Annotated in this window: 21 protein-coding genes; 18 read left to right on the forward strand and 3 right to left on the reverse strand. The window is 71.9% G+C overall.

Annotated elements, in window-relative coordinates; translation table 11 throughout:
* Positions 1–4 precede the first annotated feature (4 nt).
* The gene (locus QM699_RS12675) at positions 5–919 is read left to right on the forward strand and encodes a carbohydrate ABC transporter permease (protein ID WP_415011462.1); all 915 of its coding nucleotides are present in this window, start codon (positions 5–7) and stop codon (positions 917–919) included.
* Between the two features lie 27 nt (positions 920–946).
* Here the strand turns inward: QM699_RS12675 and hisH are convergent, their stop codons facing one another.
* Together hisH and hisB are read right to left on the reverse strand one after the other, a co-directional pair.
* On the reverse strand, positions 947–1,588 hold the full coding sequence (gene hisH, locus QM699_RS12680) for an imidazole glycerol phosphate synthase subunit HisH (RefSeq protein WP_415011463.1): 642 nt from the start codon (positions 1,586–1,588) through the stop codon (positions 947–949).
* Entirely contained in the window at positions 1,585–2,175 is a 591-nt protein-coding gene (gene hisB / locus QM699_RS12685) for an imidazoleglycerol-phosphate dehydratase HisB (RefSeq protein WP_415011464.1), read from the reverse strand. Before hisB ends, hisH begins: the two co-directional genes overlap by 4 nt.
* 187 nt (positions 2,176–2,362) lie before the next feature.
* On the opposite strand from hisB, the gene QM699_RS12690 reads away from it, so the two are divergent.
* The 13 genes from QM699_RS12690 (at position 2,363) to mnhG (ending at position 13,121) form a co-directional block, all read left to right on the forward strand.
* Positions 2,363–2,758: a VOC family protein gene (locus QM699_RS12690; protein ID WP_415011465.1), complete on the forward strand. Its 396-nt coding sequence runs from the start codon at positions 2,363–2,365 to the stop codon at positions 2,756–2,758.
* A 53-nt stretch (positions 2,759–2,811) separates the two neighbouring features.
* Entirely contained in the window at positions 2,812–3,333 is a 522-nt protein-coding gene (locus QM699_RS12695) for a Twin-arginine translocation pathway signal (protein ID WP_415011466.1), read from the forward strand.
* A gap of 14 nt (positions 3,334–3,347) precedes the next feature.
* The gene (locus tag QM699_RS12700; RefSeq protein WP_415011467.1) at positions 3,348–4,919 is read left to right on the forward strand and encodes a GMC family oxidoreductase; all 1,572 of its coding nucleotides are present in this window, start codon (positions 3,348–3,350) and stop codon (positions 4,917–4,919) included.
* A 270-nt stretch (positions 4,920–5,189) separates the two neighbouring features.
* Positions 5,190–5,543 (forward strand): hypothetical protein, encoded by a 354-nt coding sequence (locus QM699_RS12705; RefSeq protein WP_415011468.1) that lies wholly within the window; start codon positions 5,190–5,192, stop codon positions 5,541–5,543.
* Between the two features lie 15 nt (positions 5,544–5,558).
* Entirely contained in the window at positions 5,559–7,133 is a 1,575-nt protein-coding gene (locus tag QM699_RS12710; protein WP_415011469.1) for a PepSY-associated TM helix domain-containing protein, read from the forward strand.
* A 2-nt stretch (positions 7,134–7,135) separates the two neighbouring features.
* Complete coding sequence (locus QM699_RS12715) at positions 7,136–7,612, forward strand: hypothetical protein (protein ID WP_415011470.1); 477 nt, start codon at positions 7,136–7,138, stop codon at positions 7,610–7,612.
* Between the two features lie 65 nt (positions 7,613–7,677).
* Positions 7,678–9,876: a hydrogen gas-evolving membrane-bound hydrogenase subunit E gene (gene mbhE / locus QM699_RS12720; protein WP_415011471.1), complete on the forward strand. Its 2,199-nt coding sequence runs from the start codon at positions 7,678–7,680 to the stop codon at positions 9,874–9,876.
* Positions 9,873–10,325, forward strand: a complete 453-nt coding sequence (locus QM699_RS12725) for an MnhB domain-containing protein (protein ID WP_415011472.1) — start codon at positions 9,873–9,875, stop codon at positions 10,323–10,325. The genes mbhE and QM699_RS12725 overlap by 4 nt, the downstream gene beginning before the upstream one ends.
* On the forward strand, positions 10,325–10,693 hold the full coding sequence (locus QM699_RS12730; RefSeq protein ID WP_415011473.1) for a Na+/H+ antiporter subunit C: 369 nt from the start codon (positions 10,325–10,327) through the stop codon (positions 10,691–10,693). Before QM699_RS12725 ends, QM699_RS12730 begins: the two co-directional genes overlap by 1 nt.
* A complete protein-coding gene (locus QM699_RS12735) occupies positions 10,693–12,162 on the forward strand; it encodes a proton-conducting transporter membrane subunit (RefSeq protein ID WP_415011474.1) in 1,470 nt (489 codons plus the stop codon). The genes QM699_RS12730 and QM699_RS12735 overlap by 1 nt, the downstream gene beginning before the upstream one ends.
* A complete protein-coding gene (locus QM699_RS12740) occupies positions 12,159–12,512 on the forward strand; it encodes a Na+/H+ antiporter subunit E (protein ID WP_415011475.1) in 354 nt (117 codons plus the stop codon). Before QM699_RS12735 ends, QM699_RS12740 begins: the two co-directional genes overlap by 4 nt.
* The gene (locus QM699_RS12745) at positions 12,509–12,793 is read left to right on the forward strand and encodes a monovalent cation/H+ antiporter complex subunit F (RefSeq protein WP_415011476.1); all 285 of its coding nucleotides are present in this window, start codon (positions 12,509–12,511) and stop codon (positions 12,791–12,793) included. The genes QM699_RS12740 and QM699_RS12745 overlap by 4 nt, the downstream gene beginning before the upstream one ends.
* Positions 12,786–13,121, forward strand: a complete 336-nt coding sequence (mnhG, locus tag QM699_RS12750) for a monovalent cation/H(+) antiporter subunit G (protein WP_415011477.1) — start codon at positions 12,786–12,788, stop codon at positions 13,119–13,121. Before QM699_RS12745 ends, mnhG begins: the two co-directional genes overlap by 8 nt.
* An 81-nt stretch (positions 13,122–13,202) precedes the next feature.
* On the opposite strand, the gene QM699_RS12755 is transcribed toward mnhG, so the two are convergent.
* A complete protein-coding gene (locus QM699_RS12755; RefSeq protein WP_415011478.1) occupies positions 13,203–14,519 on the reverse strand; it encodes a DUF3422 family protein in 1,317 nt (438 codons plus the stop codon).
* A 201-nt stretch (positions 14,520–14,720) separates the two neighbouring features.
* On the opposite strand from QM699_RS12755, the gene QM699_RS12760 reads away from it, so the two are divergent.
* From QM699_RS12760 to QM699_RS12775, 4 genes are all read left to right on the forward strand, one after another.
* Positions 14,721–15,062 (forward strand): ArsR/SmtB family transcription factor, encoded by a 342-nt coding sequence (locus tag QM699_RS12760; protein WP_415011479.1) that lies wholly within the window; start codon positions 14,721–14,723, stop codon positions 15,060–15,062.
* On the forward strand, positions 15,059–15,973 hold the full coding sequence (locus QM699_RS12765) for an SRPBCC family protein (protein ID WP_415011480.1): 915 nt from the start codon (positions 15,059–15,061) through the stop codon (positions 15,971–15,973). Before QM699_RS12760 ends, QM699_RS12765 begins: the two co-directional genes overlap by 4 nt.
* Positions 15,974–16,181: 208 nt before the next feature.
* Positions 16,182–16,652: a hypothetical protein gene (locus QM699_RS12770; protein WP_415011481.1), complete on the forward strand. Its 471-nt coding sequence runs from the start codon at positions 16,182–16,184 to the stop codon at positions 16,650–16,652.
* Entirely contained in the window at positions 16,612–17,451 is an 840-nt protein-coding gene (locus QM699_RS12775) for a calcium-binding protein (protein WP_415011482.1), read from the forward strand. The genes QM699_RS12770 and QM699_RS12775 overlap by 41 nt, the downstream gene beginning before the upstream one ends.
* Positions 17,452–17,564: the final 113 nt, after the last annotated feature.

A 17,564-nucleotide genomic window follows, 5' to 3' on the forward strand; every position in this document is an offset into this window, starting at 1 on the left:
CGCGATGAGCGACCGCCGCCCCGTCCGCTGGCATATCCCGGTGTTCCTCGCGCCCGCCGTGCTCGTCTACACCGCGATCATGATCGTGCCCCTGTTCGGCACCCTGCAGCTCGCGCTCTACCGGACGGCCGAGGGCGTGACGAGCTTCGTCGGGATCGACAACTTCCGCACCCTGTTCGGCGATCCACGCTGGTCGGCGAGCTTCTGGAATGCGCTCGGCAACAACTTCTGGTTCTTCCTGATCCACATGGCCGTGCAGAATCCCATAGGGATCCTGCTCGCCGCCCTGCTCTCCTCGCCGCGGCTGCGCTTCGCGGCGGTCTATCGCTCGGCGATCTTCGTGCCGACCGTGCTCTCGTTCGTGATCGTCGGCTTCGTCTGGAAGCTGATCCTGTCGCCGGTCTGGGGCATCGCGCCGTCGATGCTCGACGCGGTGGGGCTGAAGGCCCTGTTCCAGCCCTGGCTCGGCAAGGAGGCGACGGCGCTGACCACGCTGGCGCTCATCTCGGTCTGGCAGTTCGTCGGCATCCCGATGATGCTGATCTACGCCGCGCTGATCTCGATCCCGGAGGAGGTGCTCGAGGCGGCGGAGATGGACGGCATCACCGGCTGGGCGCAGTTCTGGAAGATCAAGCTGCCGCTGATCCTGCCGTCGATCGGCATCATCTCGATCCTGACCTTCGTCGGAAACTTCAACGCCTTCGACCTGATCTACGTGAGCCAGGGCGCGCTCGCCGGGCCGAACTTCGCCACCGACATCCTGGGGACGTTCCTCTACCGGACGTTCTTCGGCTTCCAGCTGCAGCTCGGCGACCCGCACATGGGGGCGGCGATCGCCACTGCGATGTTCGGGATCATCCTCGCCGGCGTGTCGGCTTACCTCTTCGGCGTGCAGCGGCGGCTCCGGCGGTATTCGTAGGGCGACTCTCCCGCGGAGCCGCGCCCGCTACGGCCGCCAGGCGAGGAAGTTCGCGATGAGGCGCAGGCCGGTCGCCTGGCTCTTCTCCGGGTGAAACTGCGTGCCGATCAGGTTGTCGCGCGCCACCACCGCCGTCACCGGGCCGCCGTGGTCGACCGTGGCGAGCCGGTGCGCCGGGTCCTGCGGGATCAGGTGATAGGAGTGAACGAAATAGGCGTGATCGCCCGAGGCGATGCCCGCGAGGACCGGGTGCGTGCCGGTGATCTCGAGCGCGTTCCAGCCCATGTGCGGCACCTTGAGGCCCGGGTCGGCGGGAGCGAGGCGCACGACCTCGCCGGGGATCCAGCCAAAGCCCGCGTGGTCGCCGAACTCGCGGCCGACCGACCCCATCATCTGCTGGCCGACGCAGATGCCGATGAACGGGGCTCCCTGCCCGATCGCCCGCGTCTCGATCGCCTCGAAAAGTCCCGGGATCGCCGCGAGGCCGGCCCGGCAGTCGCCGAAGGCGCCGACGCCGGGCAGCACGATCCGCTCGGCGCGCAGCACGACGTCCGGGTCGGCGGAGACGACGACGGGGCCGCCCCGGCCGGTTTCGTCGGCCATGCGCTGGAAGCTCTTGGCCGCCGAGTGCAGGTTGCCGCTCTCATAGTCGACGATGACGGTGGTCATTCCGAGAGCGTGCCCTTGGTCGAGGGGATGCCGGTCGAGCGCGGGTCGGGCTCGACCGCCGCGCGGAGCGCCTGGGCGACGGCCTTGAACGCGGCCTCGGCGATGTGGTGGCTGTTCTCGCCGTCGAGCTTCGCGACGTTCAGGGTCATGCGGGCGTTCGTCGCGAAGGCGGTGAAGAACTCGCGCACGAGCTGGGTGTCGAAGCTGCCGATCTTCTCGGTGGGGAAGTCGACCTTCCAGACCAGAAACGCGCGGCCCGAGAGGTCGAGCGCGGCGCGGACCAGCGCCTCGTCCATGGCGAGGTGGCACGAACCGTAGCGGCGGATGCCGCGCTTGTCGCCGAGCGCCTCGGCCAACGCCCGGCCGAGGGCGATGCCCACGTCCTCGACGGTGTGGTGGTCGTCGACGTGCAGGTCGCCGGCCGCGCGGATCTCGAGGTCGATCAGCGCGTGGCGGGCGAGTTGGTCGAGCATGTGGTCGAAGAAGCCGACGCCGGTCTGGTTCGAGTGCCGGCCGGTGCCGTCGAGGTTCAGCCTGACGCTGAGATTGGTCTCGGCGGTGCCGCGGCTGACTTCGGCTTCGCGCATGGCTCGGGTCTCCCGGGGATGGACGGCCCGGGGTATAGCCGACGCGGTGCCGGGGTCCAAGCGCCGATCCGGCGGTGGCGACGGCGTCGGTTCCCGCGGTCCGCTGTAGTATCGGGATACTACCCGGCCCGGTTTGCGCCGGCCTAGGCTTGCCCAAACGGGCCCCGAGACCCGCCAAGGAGGAACCATGGCCAAAGCCGTTCACAGCATGATCCGCGTGCTCGACGAGGCACGCTCGATCGCCTTCTATCGCGACGCCTTCGGGCTCGAGATCGCCGACCGTCTGGATTTCGACGGCTTCACCCTCGTCTACCTCCGCAACGCCGAGGCCGACTTCGAGGTGGAGCTGACCATCAACAAGGACCGGACCGAGCCCTACGCGCTCGGTGACGGCTACGGGCACATCGCCTTCGTCGTCGACGACGTGGCGGCCGAGCACGCCCGCTTCACGGCGGCCGGCTTCGCGCCGCGCAAGCTCGTCGACTTCAAGCACGACGGCGAGCTGCTCGCGCAGTTCTTCTTCGTCGCCGATCCGGACGGATACCAGATCGAGGTGATCGAGCGGCGCGGGCGCTACCGCTGACCGCTGCGCTTTCCTTGCCAGCCAAGAAAAAAGAGCCAGTCGGGAGGATACCAATGACACAGCTACGATCGCGCGGCCTGACCCGCCGCGCGCTGCTCGCGCATGCGGTGGTGGCGGGGGCGGCATTCTCGATCGGCTCGGGCTTCGTCGCCGCGCGCGATGCCGCCTGGGCGCTCGAGGTGACGAACCTGAAGCCGGAGACGATGGCGACGCTGATCCAGATGGCGCGCGACATCTATCCGCACGACCGGGTGGCAGACAGCTTCTATGCCGTCGCCGTCAAGGGCTACGACACCGCCGAGGATGCGGCGGCCGTCGAGGCGGGCATCGCCGCGCTCGACGCCGCGGCGCAGGGCGCGGGCCATGCCAGCTATCTCGCGATCGGCTGGGAGAGCGAGCGCGTCGCGCTGCTCAAGGGCATGGAGCTGAGCCCGTTCTTCCAGAAGATCCGCGGCGGGCTCGTCACCGGCCTCTACAACCAGAAGGAGGTCTGGCCGATCTTCGGCTATCAGGGCGAAAGCTACAGCCAGGGCGGCTACATCCACCGCGGCTTTGACGACATCAGCTGGCTCTGAGGGGGGAACGAGAGATGGTCGCGAAGTTCGATCTCGACGACGACAGCGTGGTGGTGATCGTGGGCTCCGGCGCCGGTGGCGGCGTGCTCGCGAACGAGCTGGCGCAGAAGGGCGTCAAGGTGGTCTCGATCGAGGCCGGCGGGCGCTACCTGCCCGACGACTACCTCAACGACGAATGGGCGAGCTTCCAGCAGCTCGCCTGGACCGACATGCGCACCACCTCGGGCGACTGGCGGGTGGCGAAGAACTTCCCCAACCTGCCGACGTGGATCGTCAAGGCGGTGGGCGGCACCTCGATCCACTGGGCAGGCGCCAGCCTGCGCTTCCAGGATCACGAGTGGAAGGCGAAGACCACCTACGGCGACATCGCCGACGCCAACCTGCTCGACTGGCCGATCGACTCCGCCGAGATGGACCCGTGGTACGCCAAGGCCGAGCACAAGCTCGGCGTGACGCGGACGGAGGACCGTCCGGGCCTGCCGGGGAACAACAACTTCAAGGTGTTCGAGGCGGGCGCCAAGGCCATCGGCTACAAGGACGTGCACACCGGGCGGATGGCGATCAACTCGATCGACTACGACGACCGGATGTCCTGCCAGCAGACCGGCTTCTGCTTCCAGGGCTGCAAGTGGGGCGCGAAGTGGTCGGCCGCCTACACCGACATCCCACGCGGCGAGGCGACCGGCAACCTCGAGGTGCGCGACCGCTGCTTCGCGATCCATGTCGAGCACGACGACAAGGGCCGTGCCACCGGCGTCGTCTACGTCGATGCCGACGGCAAGACCCAGCGGCAGAAGGCGCGGCTGGTCTCGGTCGCCTGCAACACCATCGAGAGCCCGCGGCTGCTGCTCAATTCCGCCTCGTCGATGTTCCCGGACGGGATGGGGAACTCCTCGGGCCAGGTCGGGCGCAACTACATGCGGCACACGACGGGCTCGGTCTACGCGGTGTTCGACAAGCCGGTCAGGATGTGGCGCGGCACGGTGATGGCCGGCTACGTCGGCGACGAGCGGAAGAACGACCCGTCCCGCGGCTTCGTCGGCGGCTTCGAGCTGGAAACGCTGTCGCTCGGCCTGCCGTTCATGGCGGCGTTCCTCGACCCCGGCGCCTGGGGACGGGAGTTCACCACCGCGCTCGACGGCTACGAGAACATGGCCGGGCTCTGGATCGTCGGTGAGGACATGCCGCGCGAGACCAACCGCGTGACGCTCAACACCGACGTCAAGGACGCGAACGGCATGCCGGTGCCGAACGTGCACTTCGACGACCACCCGAACGACGAGGCGATGCGCAACTATGCCTACGCCAAGGGCGAGGAGATGTATCGGGCGGTCGGGGCGACGCGGGTGTTCCCGACGCCGCCCTACCCCTCGACCCACAACCTCGGCACCAACCGGATGAGCGAGAAGCCGCGGGACGGCGTCGTGAACAAGTGGGGGCAGAGCCACGACATCCCCAACCTGTTCGTGTCGGACGGCAGCCAGTTCACCACCGGCGCGGCGGAAAACCCGACGCTGACCATCGTCGCGCTGGCCATCCGGCAGGCGGACCACATCGCGAGCGAACTCGGCAAGGGCAACATCTGAGCAGACGCCCCGGGCGGCGGTCGCCCGGGGCGCGCCGCACCTGTCGATGGTGGCTCGGCACGGTCGCGAGGGGGCCTTCCGCCCCCTCCTGGCCTGCGGCCAGTTCACCCCCGAGAGTACTTCTGCCAAGAAAAAGCCGAAAAGCCGGGGCGCTTCGCGCGGTTGCCCCGGGCGTTTCGAACTCGACCCGGGTTGAATTTCCGACCGATTCGCTCGAAAGAGGGAGGAGCCAAGCGCGCGCCGGCGCGCCCAGCCACGTCTCTGATACTGGTGGGGAGTGGCGCGTGGCGGGATTCTGTCGAGGCGAGCCGGGGTGGCCGGCGCGGCGCGGTCTGGCGGGAGGTTGCCGGCTGGATCGAGGCGCGGCCCGTTCTGGTGCGGTGGCTCCTGGCGGGGCCGGGGGCGATCCTTGCCGGGCTCGCGACCATGGCCGCCATGCCGCTCTGGGTGCCGGCGGGCAGCGCCGGGGTGAACGATGTGGCGCTGCCGATCATTCTGACACCATTGCTCTGGGCCGCGCCGTTCTTCTACGCGGTGCTGGCGCGCGACCTCGTGCGCGCCGTGGTCGTCCTCTCGGCGGCGATCGTCGTGCAGGCCACCGCCGTGCTCATTTCACTGGCCTGAGGGAGGACGGACGCCATGGTCCTCGGACAGATCGAGCTGAAGCGCCTGACCGCCATCCATGGCTGGTCGGCGGTGATCCTGGGACTGCTGCTCTACGTCGTGGTCGCGACCGGCGCGGTCGCCGTCTTCGCCGAGGAGATCGGCCGCTGGTCGGCGGGAGACGTGCGCGCCGCCGCGCCGATGGAGCAGCCGGTCGACGCCACGCTGCGCCGCCTCGCCCGGCAGGTGGACCCGGAGAATCGCGAGGACGTCGGCATCTGGGGCGGCGAGGGCCGCGACCTGTTCCTGTTCTTCCATACCCACAAGACCCACCCCGAGAGCGGCGAGCTCGAGGAGTTCGGCACGATCTTCCGCGCCGACAGCATCACCGGCCAGGCGATCGACCGGCACGACGGGTTCGTCTGGCGCGACGCGCCCGCCTGGGAGGACAGCGCCCTGCGCCGCTTCCTCGTCGACCTGCATGTGCAGCTCTACCTGCCGTCGCCCTGGGGCCTCTATCTCACCGGCGTGCTGGGGCTGATGATGATGGCGGCGGTTGTTTCGGGCGTGCTGATGCACCGCCACGTCATCCGCGACCTCTTCGTCGCCGAGCGGAGCGGCGGGCGGCTGGTGGGCGCGCGCGACCGCCATGCGCTGTCCTCGAGCTGGAGCATCCCGTTCGCGTTCCTGCTGGCCTTCACCGGCTCGTTCTTCAGCTTTGCGGGCACCGTCGGGTTTCCGATCGTGGCGACCGTCGCCTTCGGCGGCGATCAGGAGGCGCTGAGTGCCACGCTGTTCGAGCCGCCGGTGCCGGAGGACGCGACGCCTTCGACACTGGCCAACCTGAACGCGATGATCTCGGATTCCCGCGCGCGGAGTGGCGGCGCACCGACCTTCGTCGACGTGTCGCACTTCGGCCGCGCCGACGCCCGCGTGACCGTCTGGCACGATCCCTCGGACGGCGGGATGATCTATCCGGTCAACCACTACGACGGCACGACCGGCGTCTGGCTCGGCGCGAAGTCGACCCTCGGCAACGGTCCGTCGCTCGGCAGCACGCTCTACGGGCTGATGTACCCGCTGCATTTCGGCCACTTCGCCGGCCTGTTCTCCAAGGTGGTCTGGGGTGCGCTCGGCGTCACGATGTGCGTCGTGATCCTGTCGGGCTTCCGGCTCTGGGTGCGCCGGCGCGAGGGCGATCCGGCCTGGCGCCGGTTCGGGCAGGCGGTGCAGATCGTCGGCTACGGCCTGCCGGTCGGGATGCTGGTGGCGGGCTTCGCGTTCTTCCTGACCCGTCCGGCGCTCGACCCGTTCTTCTGGACGCCGCTCGGCTTCGTGCTCGGGGTTGCGGTCGCCGTGGCGCTGGGGGTGCGGGTGCCGGACGAACGGCGCTATGGCACGCTGGCGCAGCGGCTGCTCGGCACGCTCTGCCTGATCCTGCCGGTGCTGCGGCTGGCGACGGGCGGGATGGACTGGGCGACGGCGCTCCTGCACGGCCAGACCGATGTCGTCACCGTCGACCTGCTGCTGCTCGTCGCGGGCGCGAGCCTCTGGTGGTTCGCCCGGCCGACGCGGACGGTCGCGCGGCTTCTCATCGAACCCGCGGAGTGAGCATGGCCGCCACCGTCGTCGCCATCGTGGCCAGCCTCGCCGGGCTCGCCTATCTGACCGGCACCGATCCGAAGCGTCGGCGGGCGTTCCGCCTGCCGCCGGCCGCGTCGTCGCATCCCCGCCTCGGCTGGGCCGCCGTGCTGGGGCCGGGGATCGTGCTGCCGGTCTTCGCCGGGGGCGGCGGCTTCACCATCTGGATCGGCGCGGTGTCGGTCATCGGCTGGGCCATGGCCGCGCTGCCGCCGGAGCGGACGGCGCTGGTCGGGCGGCGCTGCGCCGCCTTGGTCGACCGGATCGCCGCCTTCCGCCCGGCGCGGCCCGCGTGGCCCATGCGGCCGGCGACCGACGACCGGGTGGCGGCCCTCGAGGCGCGGGTCCGCGCGCTCGAGGCGCAGCTCGCGGCCGGCGACGCCCCGGCCGAGTCCGACCCCGCGCCCCGCCCGCGCAGCCGCAAGACAGAGGCGGTGCGGCCGAACTGACGAGTTGGGCGGCTTCGGGCGGTTCGCCCTTGATCCGGGCCGGGGGTTCCGCGACAAGCGCGGGCATGACCGACGCCACCGTGCCCAGCTGGCGCCTGCTGCCCGCCGCCGCCTCGGGGCTGGGCTTCGCGGCGTTCGCCGCGCTGGTGCCCGAGGTGGCGGCCGGCGCGGCGCCGGAGCTGTCGTTGCCGTGGGTGCCGGCGCTCGGGGTCTCGGCGGCGTTCCGGGTCGACGGGCTCGGGCTCGCGTTCGCGCTGCTCGTCACCGGAATTGGCGCGCTGGTGTTGCTCTATACCGCCACCTACTTCCGCGGCGACCGGCGCCTCCGCTCGCTGCTCGCGACTCTCGTGGCGTTCGAGCTCGCCATGCTCGGCGTGGTGACGGCGGACGATCTGGTGACGCTGTTCGTGTTCTGGGAGGCGACGACGGTGACGTCGTGGCTGCTCGTCGGCTTCGACCACGAGCGGGCGGCGGCGCGGGCGGCGGCATTGCAGGCGCTCGTCGTCACCGCCGCGGGCGGGCTCGCCCTGCTCGCCGCCCTGATGCTGATGGGCGCGGCGGCGGGCACCGCGCGGCTCTCCGGTCTCGGGGCGCTGCAGGCGGACCCGGCCTGTCCGGTGATCCTCGGGCTGGTCGTGGTGGCGGCCTTCGCCAAGTCGGCGCAGTGGCCGCTGCACTTCTGGCTGCCCAACGCCATGGCGGCGCCGACGCCGGTGTCGGCCTACCTGCATTCGGCGACGATGGTGAAGGCCGGGGTCTACCTGCTGGCGCGGCTGTCGCCGGCGCTGGGCGGCACCGCGCTGTGGCAGGGGCTGCTGGTGCCGGCGGGGGCGGCGACGATGCTGATCGGCGCGGTCTGGGCGCTCCGGCAGGCTGACCTGAAGCTGATGCTGGCATGGACGACGCTGATGGCGCTCGGGCTGACGACGCTGCTGCTCGGGGTGGGCGGCGCCGAGGCAGTGACGGCGGCCATGGCGTTCCTGCTGGTGCACGCGCTCTACAAGGCGGCGCTGTTTCTCGGTGTCGGCATGATCGAGACGGGCGCCGGATCGCGCCAGTATCCCGACCTCGGCGGGCTTCGACGCGCGATGCCGGCGACGGCGGCGGTGGTGGCGCCGGCGGCGGCGGCGATGGCCGGCGTCCCGCCCTTCCTCGGGTTCGTGGCGAAGGAGCTGGTCTATGGCGCAACCGTGCCGGGCGTCGGGCTGACGCTGGCGGTGCTGCTCGCGAGCGCGGCGATGGTCGCCTGTGCCGGCGCGGTGGCGCTGCGCCCGTTCGCCGGGCCGGCGCGGCACCCGGCGGCCCTGCCGAAGGATCCGCGGTGGGGGCTGCGGCTCGGGCCCCTGGTGCTGGCGGTGCTGGGGCTCGGCTTCGGGCTGGCCCCGGCGCTGGCGGAAGCGTGGCTCGTCGGGCCGATGGCGCGCGCCGCCGGCAGCACGCCGGCGCATCTCGCGCTCTGGCACGGGGTCGGGGCGCCGCTGGCGCTCAGTCTCGCCACCTGGGCGCTCGGCGCGGCGCTCTATCTCCGGCTCGACCGGCTGCGCGCGCGGCTGTCGGCGGCCGAGCCGCGGCTGCCGCGGGCGGAGGCGGCCTATGCGGCGGCCTTCGCCGGGCTCCTCGCCGCGGCGCGGACGGTCACGGCCGCGACGCAGACAGGGCGCGCGACAAGCTACCTGCGGGCGAGCTTCGCGACCCTCGCCGTCCTGATCTGGGGGGCGCTCGCCGCGGGCGGCATCGCGTGGCCGCCCGTCGCGGCGCTCGCCTCCGCCAGCTTCGTCGACTGGGCGGTGGCGGCGATGGTGCTCGGCTCGGTCGGCGTGGTGCTGGCGACGCGCTCGCGGCTGACCGCGATCGCGGCGCTCGGTGGCGTCGGGTCGGGCATCGCGTTCGTCTACGTGCTCTACGGCGCGACCGACGTGGCCATGACCCAGCTCTTCGTCGAGATCCTCGTCGTCGTCTTCCTCGCGCTCGCCATGGTCCACCTGCCGGCGGCGGGCCGCCTGCCGTTCCGGCCGCGCGACGCCGGCCTCGCCGCCGTGCTTGGCACCGGCGCCACCGTCGCCGTGCTCGCGGTGCTCGGCACGCCGCTCGACACCGGCCTGTCGCGGTTCTTCGAGGCGGAAAGCTATCCGACCGCGCACGGGCGCAACGTCGTCAACGTGATCCTGGTCGACTTCCGCGGCTTCGACACGCTGGGCGAAATTTCGGTCATCGTCATCGCCGCGGTCGCGACCATCGCCGTCCTGGCGCGGAGGGTGCGGTGAACTCGCTGATCCTGACGACCGCGGCGCGCTTCCTCGTGCCGGCGATCCTCGCGTTCTCGGTCGTCGTGCTCCTGCGCGGCCACAACGCGCCCGGGGGCGGGTTCATCGGCGGGCTGCTCGCGGCCAGCGCGTTCGCGCTGATCGCCAAGGCGCGCGGCACCGCGGCGGCGCGCCGGGCGCTTCGGGCCCGGCCGCTGTCGATCGCCGCGGTCGGGCTCGGCGCCGCGCTCGCGTCCGGCCTGTGGGGCGGCCTCGCGCGCGGCACCTTCCTGCGCGGCATGTGGCCGCTCTACGACGCGACCGGCTCGCATCTGCCGCTCGGGTCGGTGCCGCTGTTCGACCTCGGGGTCTACCTCGTCGTGCTCGGGGCCGTGAGCGGCATCCTCTTCGCGCTCGACGAGGCGCTGGCCGACGATGCGCGCGGCGCCGGGCACGGGGAGGGCGGCTGATGGAAATCGTCCTCGCCGGGCTGGTCGGCGTGCTGGTTGCGGCCGGCGCCTACCTGATGACAGCCGGGCGGACCCTGCCCTACCTGTTCGGGCTGACCCTGCTGTCGAATGCGGCGAACCTCGCGATCTTCGCCACCGGGCGGCTGACCTTCGGCAGGCCGCCGCTGGTGCCGGAGGGGGCGGAGACCGTCGCCGGCGCGGCCAACCCCTTGCCACAGGCGCTGATCCTCACCGCCATCGTCATCGGCTTCGGGCTCGTCGTCTTCACCCTGGCGCTGGCGCTGCGCAGCTATCGCACCCTCGGCATCGACGACATGGACGCCGCCGCAGAGGATGCCGCCGAAGTCGCCGCCGGGGGCCGCGGCTGATGCTCCTGTTCCTGCCGCTGGCGCTGCCGTTTGCCACCGTCGTGCTCACCCTGCTCGCCTGGCGCCGGCCGGCGCTGCGCCGCGGCCTGTCGCTCGCCGGCGCGCTGACGCTGCTCGGGGCGGGCGGGGCGATCCTCGCGCGGGTGCTCGCCACCGGGCCGTTCGCGCAGCAGGCCGGCGGCTGGCCCGCGCCCTATGGCATCACCCTCGTTGCCGACGGGCTGTCGGCCAGCCTCGTCGCGCTCACCGGCGTCACCGCCACGCTGGCGCTGGTGTTCGCGCGCGCCGACGTGACGGCGGGCGAGGAGCACGCGGGCTTTCACCCGCTGGTCCACGCCATGCTCGCGGGTGTGGCCGGCGCGTTCCTGACCGGCGATCTCTTCAACATGTACGTCTGGTTCGAGGTGATGCTGATCTCGACCTTCGGCCTGCTCGTCATCGGCTCGGGCTCGCTCGACGGCGCGATGAAGTACGTCGGGCTGAACCTGATCGGCACCGTCGCCTTCATCACCGGGGTCGGCCTGCTCTACGGCACCACCGGCGCGCTCAACATGGCCGACCTGCACGCCCGCCTGCTCGGCCGCGGCGACGCCCCGGTGCTGGCGGCGGCGGCGCTGCTGGTCTTTGCCTTCGCCGCCAAGGCCGCGCTCGCGCCGCTGCACTTCTGGCTGCCCGCGAGCTATCACACGCCCGCCTTCACCACCTCGGCGCTGTTCGCCGCACTGCTCACCAAGGTGGGCGTCTACGCGCTGGTGCGGGTGTTCTCGCTGGTGTTCGACACGACCGGCACGCCGATCCACGGCCTCCTGCTCGCGCTCGCCCTCGTCTCCATGGCGCTCGGCTGCCTCGGCGCGCTGGTGATGCCCTCGGTCCGGCGGGTGCTCGGCTTCTCGATCACCGCCTCGATCGGCGCCATGGTGCTCGGCCTCGCCGTCGGCACGCCGGCCGCGCTGGCGGCGACCATCCTCTACCTCGGGCAGGACGTGCTGGTGAAGGCCGCCCTCTTCCTCGGCGCCGGGGCCATCGCACACGCCACCGGCTCGGAGACCCTCGCCCGCTCCGGCGGCCTCTGGCGCAGCCAGCCCGCCACCGCGCTGCTCTTCCTCGTCCCGGCGCTGGCGCTGGCCGGGATGCCGCCGTTCTCCGGCTTCTGGCCAAAGCTGATGCTGGTCCGCGCCACGCTCGAGGCGGGCTCCGGCTGGCTCGCCGCCGCGGTTCTCGCCATGGGCCTTCTCACCCTCGTCGCGATGGCCCGGGTCTGGGCGGAAGCGGTCTGGGCGCCGGCCGCGTCCGGGGCGCCCGCCGCCCCGCTGCCGCCGGCGATGCTCTGGCCGCTCGCGATCCTCGCCGCGCTCATCATCGTCGCGGGCGTCTGGGCCGGGCCGCTCGTCGGCCTTGCCGACCAGATCGCCGGCCAGATCCTCGATCCCGCGGCCTACATCGCCGCCTTATCGGGGCACGGCCGATGAGCCCGCTCGGCACCGCCACGCTCGGCCTCGCCTTCCTGCGCGACCTCGCGCTGTCGAGCCTCGCCGTCGCCCGAACGGTGCTCGACCCGCGCCGCGCCGCGCCGGGCTTCGTCACCGTGCCGCTGACGCGGGCGCGCACCGACCTCGAGATCACCCTCGTCGCCAACTACATCACACTGACCCCCGGCACGCTGACCGTCGACGTGAGCCCGGATCGGCGCACGCTGCTCGTCCATGCGCTCGATGCCGACGCCGCGAGCGTGCGCGCCGACGTGGCCGCGATCGAGGCGCGCGTCGCGGCGGCGGTCTCGGCGGCGGTCCCGGCGGCGGTCCCGGGGGGGCGCCGATGACCCTGCCCCCCGGCCCGCTGGGCGCGGCTGCCCTCCTCGGCCTCGCGTGCCTCGTCGCGGCGGTCGCCTGCGCCGCCTGGCGGCTGCTCGCCGGGCCGACGCTGGCCGACCGGGTGGTCGCGCTCGACCTGCTCTCGGGGTTGCTCGTGGTGTTCCTGCTGGTCTTCCGCATCCTCACCGGCGAGGCGGCCTATGTCTTCGTCGCGCTCGGGCTGGCGCTGATCGCCTTCCTCGCCACCGTCGCCTTCGCCGGCCTGCTGGGGCGCCGCGACGATGATTGACTGGTTCGCCGCACTCCTGATCGTCGCGGGCGCGGGCTTCTGCCTCGTGGCGGGCATCGGCGTGGTGCGGTTTCGCGACGTCTACACCCGGATGCACGCGGCGACGAAGGCGGGCAGCTTCGGCCTCGCGCTGGTCGCGGCCGGAACCGCGCTCGCCGCCGACGGCTGGGCCGAGGCGTTGCAGGCGGCGGCGGTGTTCCTGTTCCTGATCGCCACGGCGCCGATCGGCGCGCATCTCGTCGGCCGCGCCGCCTTCCGCGCCCGCGCGCCGGAAGCGCCGGGGACCCGCGCGACCGAGGGCGTCGAGGCGTTTCGCAGCGGGGACTGAGCCGCCGCGGGCAGCGGCGCCGGGCCGGCGACGCCCCCGACCGATCGCACCGGCGGGAAAGTCCCCTCCGGCGCGCCGCCGTCAGCCCGCCTCCTCCGCCCCGTGCCCGAGCTTGCGGCGGATCCGGCGCACCATGAACCAGACCAGCGCGACCACCGGCAACGTCAGGAGCGCGAGCAGCAGGGCCTCCGAGACATGGACCGCCTCGGCGAGCGGCGCGAACAGATGGCCCGCGAGGCTGAGCGCGTAGTAGCTGATCGCGACCACCGACAGTCCCTCGACCGTCTCCTGCAGGCGCAGCTGCATCGCCGCGCGCCGGTTCATCGCGTGCAGCACCTCGACGTTCTGCGCCTGGTTCGCCACGTCGACCCGGGTCCGGAGCAGGTTCGCCGCCCGCTCCGCCCGGCCCGACAGGTCGGCGAGCCGCTGCTCCGCCGAGCGGCAGGTGCGCATCGCCGGCTCGAAGCGGCGCATCATGAACTCCGAGAACAACTGCCGCCCGCCGATGCGCTCCTCGCGCAGCACCTGGATGCGCTGGTTGACCAGCGCCTCGTAGGCGCCGGCCGCGCCGAAGCGAAACGCGCTGGTCGCGACCAGATGCTCCACCTCGGCCGACAGCTTCAGCAGGCGCTGCAGCGTGTCGGGCTCGTGGCCGGTCTCGGCCGCCATGCTGGCCACCACCTCGGCGAGCTCGCGGTCGAGGCGCGCCACCGTCACCGCGACGTGCCGCGCCACCGGCAGGGTGAGCAGCGCCATGGCCTTGTAGGTCTCGATCTCCAGCACCCGCTGCACGATCCGGCCCAGCCGCCGCTGACCCACCGCGGGCGAGGCCAGCACGACGAAACGCTCGTGGCCGTGCTCGTCGATGCGGAAGTCGCCGGCGATCACCGCCTCGGAGTCGACGACCTGCGCCACGGCGAGGCTTTCGAGCACGAACCACTGCGGGAAGTCGTCGTCGAGCGCCACCGCCACCCGCTCCGGCGTGGCGGAATCGACTCGGACCAGCGTGGACGTGACGATCTTGCCCGGCGTCTCGGTCAGCCAGTCGGACGGAAAGATCGTCGACATCTCGCCGGAAAACGGCACCCGCGACACGCCGTCGAGAAACAGCGTGTAGGTGACGAACTCGGTGTGCATCTCCCATTTGAGAAAGCCGCGCCCGAGCGGCCCGGAGTAGTGGTTGGCGCCGGGCGGCAGATGCGGCGCACCGTAGCGGTCGAGCAATGCGGCGAGGTGCGCGCGGTCGCGCGCGCGGTCGCGCCCGGCGGCGTCGCCCTCCGGCTTGATCGCGAGATGCAGCGCCCGGCAGGGCGCGGACAGCTCCGGGAACGGCCGCGCGTGCAGCTCGTTTGTCAGCGCGTAGCGGCCGGGGTAGTCGTCGAGGGCAAGGATCGCCATGGCGGTATCCCAAGGAGCTGCGGGTGGCGGCACGCTACATGGCCCGCCGCGCTTGCGGCACCCCTATGCGCACCGGCCGGCAACCGCAGACCGATCCGGCAGGCGGCTGTTGCAGCGGTGGCACGGCGGCGGACGCGAACACTTAGCCGACCAGCAAAGTTACCGCTTGCCCGCGCCGCGCACAGGCGTATGGTTAGCCACATGTCTAAGCATGATCCGGACCTCTCGCTGCTGTTTCACGCCCTGTCGGACCCGACCCGGCGGGCGATCCTGCGGCGTCTGGCCGCCGGGCCGGCGCCGGTGTCCGAGCTGGCCGGGCCGACGGGGCTCCGGCTGCCGACGGTGATGCGCCACCTTTCGGTGCTGGAAGAGGCGGGGCTCATCCTCACGGCCAAGGACGGGCGCGTGCGCACCTGCGGGCTGGTGCCCGAGGCGCTGGCGCCGGTCCGCAGCTGGCTCGACGAGCAGCGCGACCTCTGGGAGGCCCGCCTCGACCGGCTCGACGACTACGTCACCCGCCTGATGGAGGAGCGTGCGAAATGACCCTGGCACTCGACGATGCGGCCGACATCGCGGCCGGCGACCGCTTCCCGACGCTGCGCTTCACGCGGGAGATCGCGGCGCCGGCCTCGGTGCTCTGGCAGGCGTGGACCGCACCCGCCGCGCGGGCGGTCTGGGCCGCGCCCTCGCCCGAGGTGCGCGTGACGTTTCTCGAGGCCGATCCGCGGGCCGGCGGCCGCGAGGTGTCGCTCTGCCCGGTGGCAGGCCAGCCCGACATCCGCTGCGAGGTGGGCTGGCTGGCGCTGGAACCGGGCCGGCGCAGCGTCAACTCCGAGCTGCTCCTCTGCGAAGGCGTGCCGCAGTCGGCGGCGCTGGTCACGGCGGAGATCGCCGATCTCGGCGGCACGCGCAGCCGCCTCGCGGTGACGGTGCAGCTCGCCGCGCTCGCCACCGACATGGCGGCCGGCTACCGGCGGGGCTTCGCCGCCGGGCTCGACACCCTCGCGCGCGTCGCCGAGCGCACCATGGTGATGCAACGGGTGATCCGCGCGCCCCGGGCGCTGGTCTGGGCGGCGTGGACCGACCCGGCGACGCTGCCGCAGTGGTGGGGGCCGGACGGCTTCTCCTGCCGGACGAAGCGGATCGACCTGCGCGCGGGCGGCGAATGGGTCTTCGACATGATCGCGCCCGACGGCACGGTCTTCCCGAACCACCATCGCTACGGCGAGATGCGCCGCGAGGAGCGCCTCGGCTACACGCTGCTCTGGGGCGAGGATGGCCCGAAGCACGCCGACGCCTGGGCGACGTTCGACGAAGCCGGCGGCGTCACCACGGTGACGCTCGGCATGGTGTTCAGCACCGCCGCCGAGTTCCAGGCGGCCGCAGGCTTCGGCGCGGTGGAGCTGGGACTGCAGACGCTCGGCAAGCTCGCGCGGTTCATCGGCGCGACGTAGCGCCGGCCGGCGCCGGGCAGGCGCCACGCCGAACCGGCGGTCGCCACCCGGCTTCTTTCACCGACGGGGAACAATACCGGCTGGCGCCGCGCCGGATACGGGCGGAAGATGCGAATAATTTGTGCGTGAGTCTCGTTGCCGGCCCGCGATGAATTGCCGTCTCCCGTGTTTCTCTCCCCCCGCCTTCTTCGCTGCAAGGACACATCCCATGACCACCACCGTCTTCTCGTCGTCCGTCTCCTCCGCCGGAATTGGTCCGGTCTTCATCTACAAGGCGAGCGGCGACGGCCTTGTCGTCAATGCCGGCGTAACGCTGTCGAGCGGGTTCACGGCGGCGGTCGCGCGCGAGGGCCTGACCGGCCTTCAGGCCACCATCAACGGCACCCTTGCGGCAACCGTCGGCATCGACGCGTATGGCGCGTCGCTCGACCTGACGGTCGGCAGCGAGGGCAGCACCGGGGGGATCAACGCAAGCGCGGACAGCTCCGTCTGGAACCACGGCTCGATCCGCGGGCTGCACCTGTTCGACGTCACCGAGTTCGACCGTGGAGAACTGGGGCACCCTGGGCGGCAACGGGGTCCTCTTCTACAACTACGACTCCGCCCCCGGCGATGTGACAGTCATCAACCACGGGACGGTGGATTCCTGGTCCCACGGAATAAGCGTCCAGGGCAATGACCTGAGCCTCGTCAACGAAGGCAGCATCGTCTCCGACTGGTCGGTGATCGGCTTCGGCAAGTTCGAGCCCGGCCTCTCCGCCACCATCGAGAACACCGGAGTCATCGCCACCCGGTACGGCGGTTACGCCATCGCCGCGAGTTCTCAGGTTCATCTGACGAACGATGGCACGATGTCCGGGAAATTCGGATCGCTCCACTTCGTCTCGGACGGCGAAGACATCGTCACCAACAACGGCATCCTCGACGGCATGGCCAAGCTGGGCGGTGGCAATGACATCTACCACGGCGAAAGCGGCAGCATCACCGGCACCGTCTTCGGCCAGGCCGGCGATGACCTGATCGCGGGCGGCGCTGGCGCGGAGAACCTCAGCGGCGGCAGCGGCGACGATACCATTACCGGCGGCGCGGGCGCGGACAGGCTGACCGGCGCGACCGGGGCCGACCACCTGTCCGGCGGCGTCGGCGACGACGTGTTCCGTTTCGTCACGGCACGCGAGTCGCAGGGCGACACGATCGTGGCCTCGGGCGGCGCGGCGGCGTTCGAGGGCGCCGGCACCGCGGGCGGCGACCGGATCGACGTCTCCACGGTCGACGCCGACGAACACGTCGCCGGCTCCCAGCACTTCGTGTTCGGCACCTCGCACGACGCCGGCCATCTCTGGGCGGTGGACGTCGGCGGCGTGACCCACATCCTCGGCAGCGTCAGCGGCGACTCGACCCCGGAGTTCGACCTCGCGATCAACGACGGCGCCGGCGTCGCCGCCAGCGACTATTCCGCCGCCGACTTCATCCTCTGAGGCCCTGACACGCCCACGCCCGGAGAAGGGCTTCGGCCGACCATTCGTCGCGACCTCAACGCCGGACGGATTTGTCCGTCGACAAATCCGTCCGCGGTCGCCGGGGCGACCGA

It is taken from the genome of Amaricoccus sp. (assembly GCF_047602525.1).
Taxonomy (GTDB): Bacteria; Pseudomonadota; Alphaproteobacteria; order Rhodobacterales; family Rhodobacteraceae; genus Amaricoccus.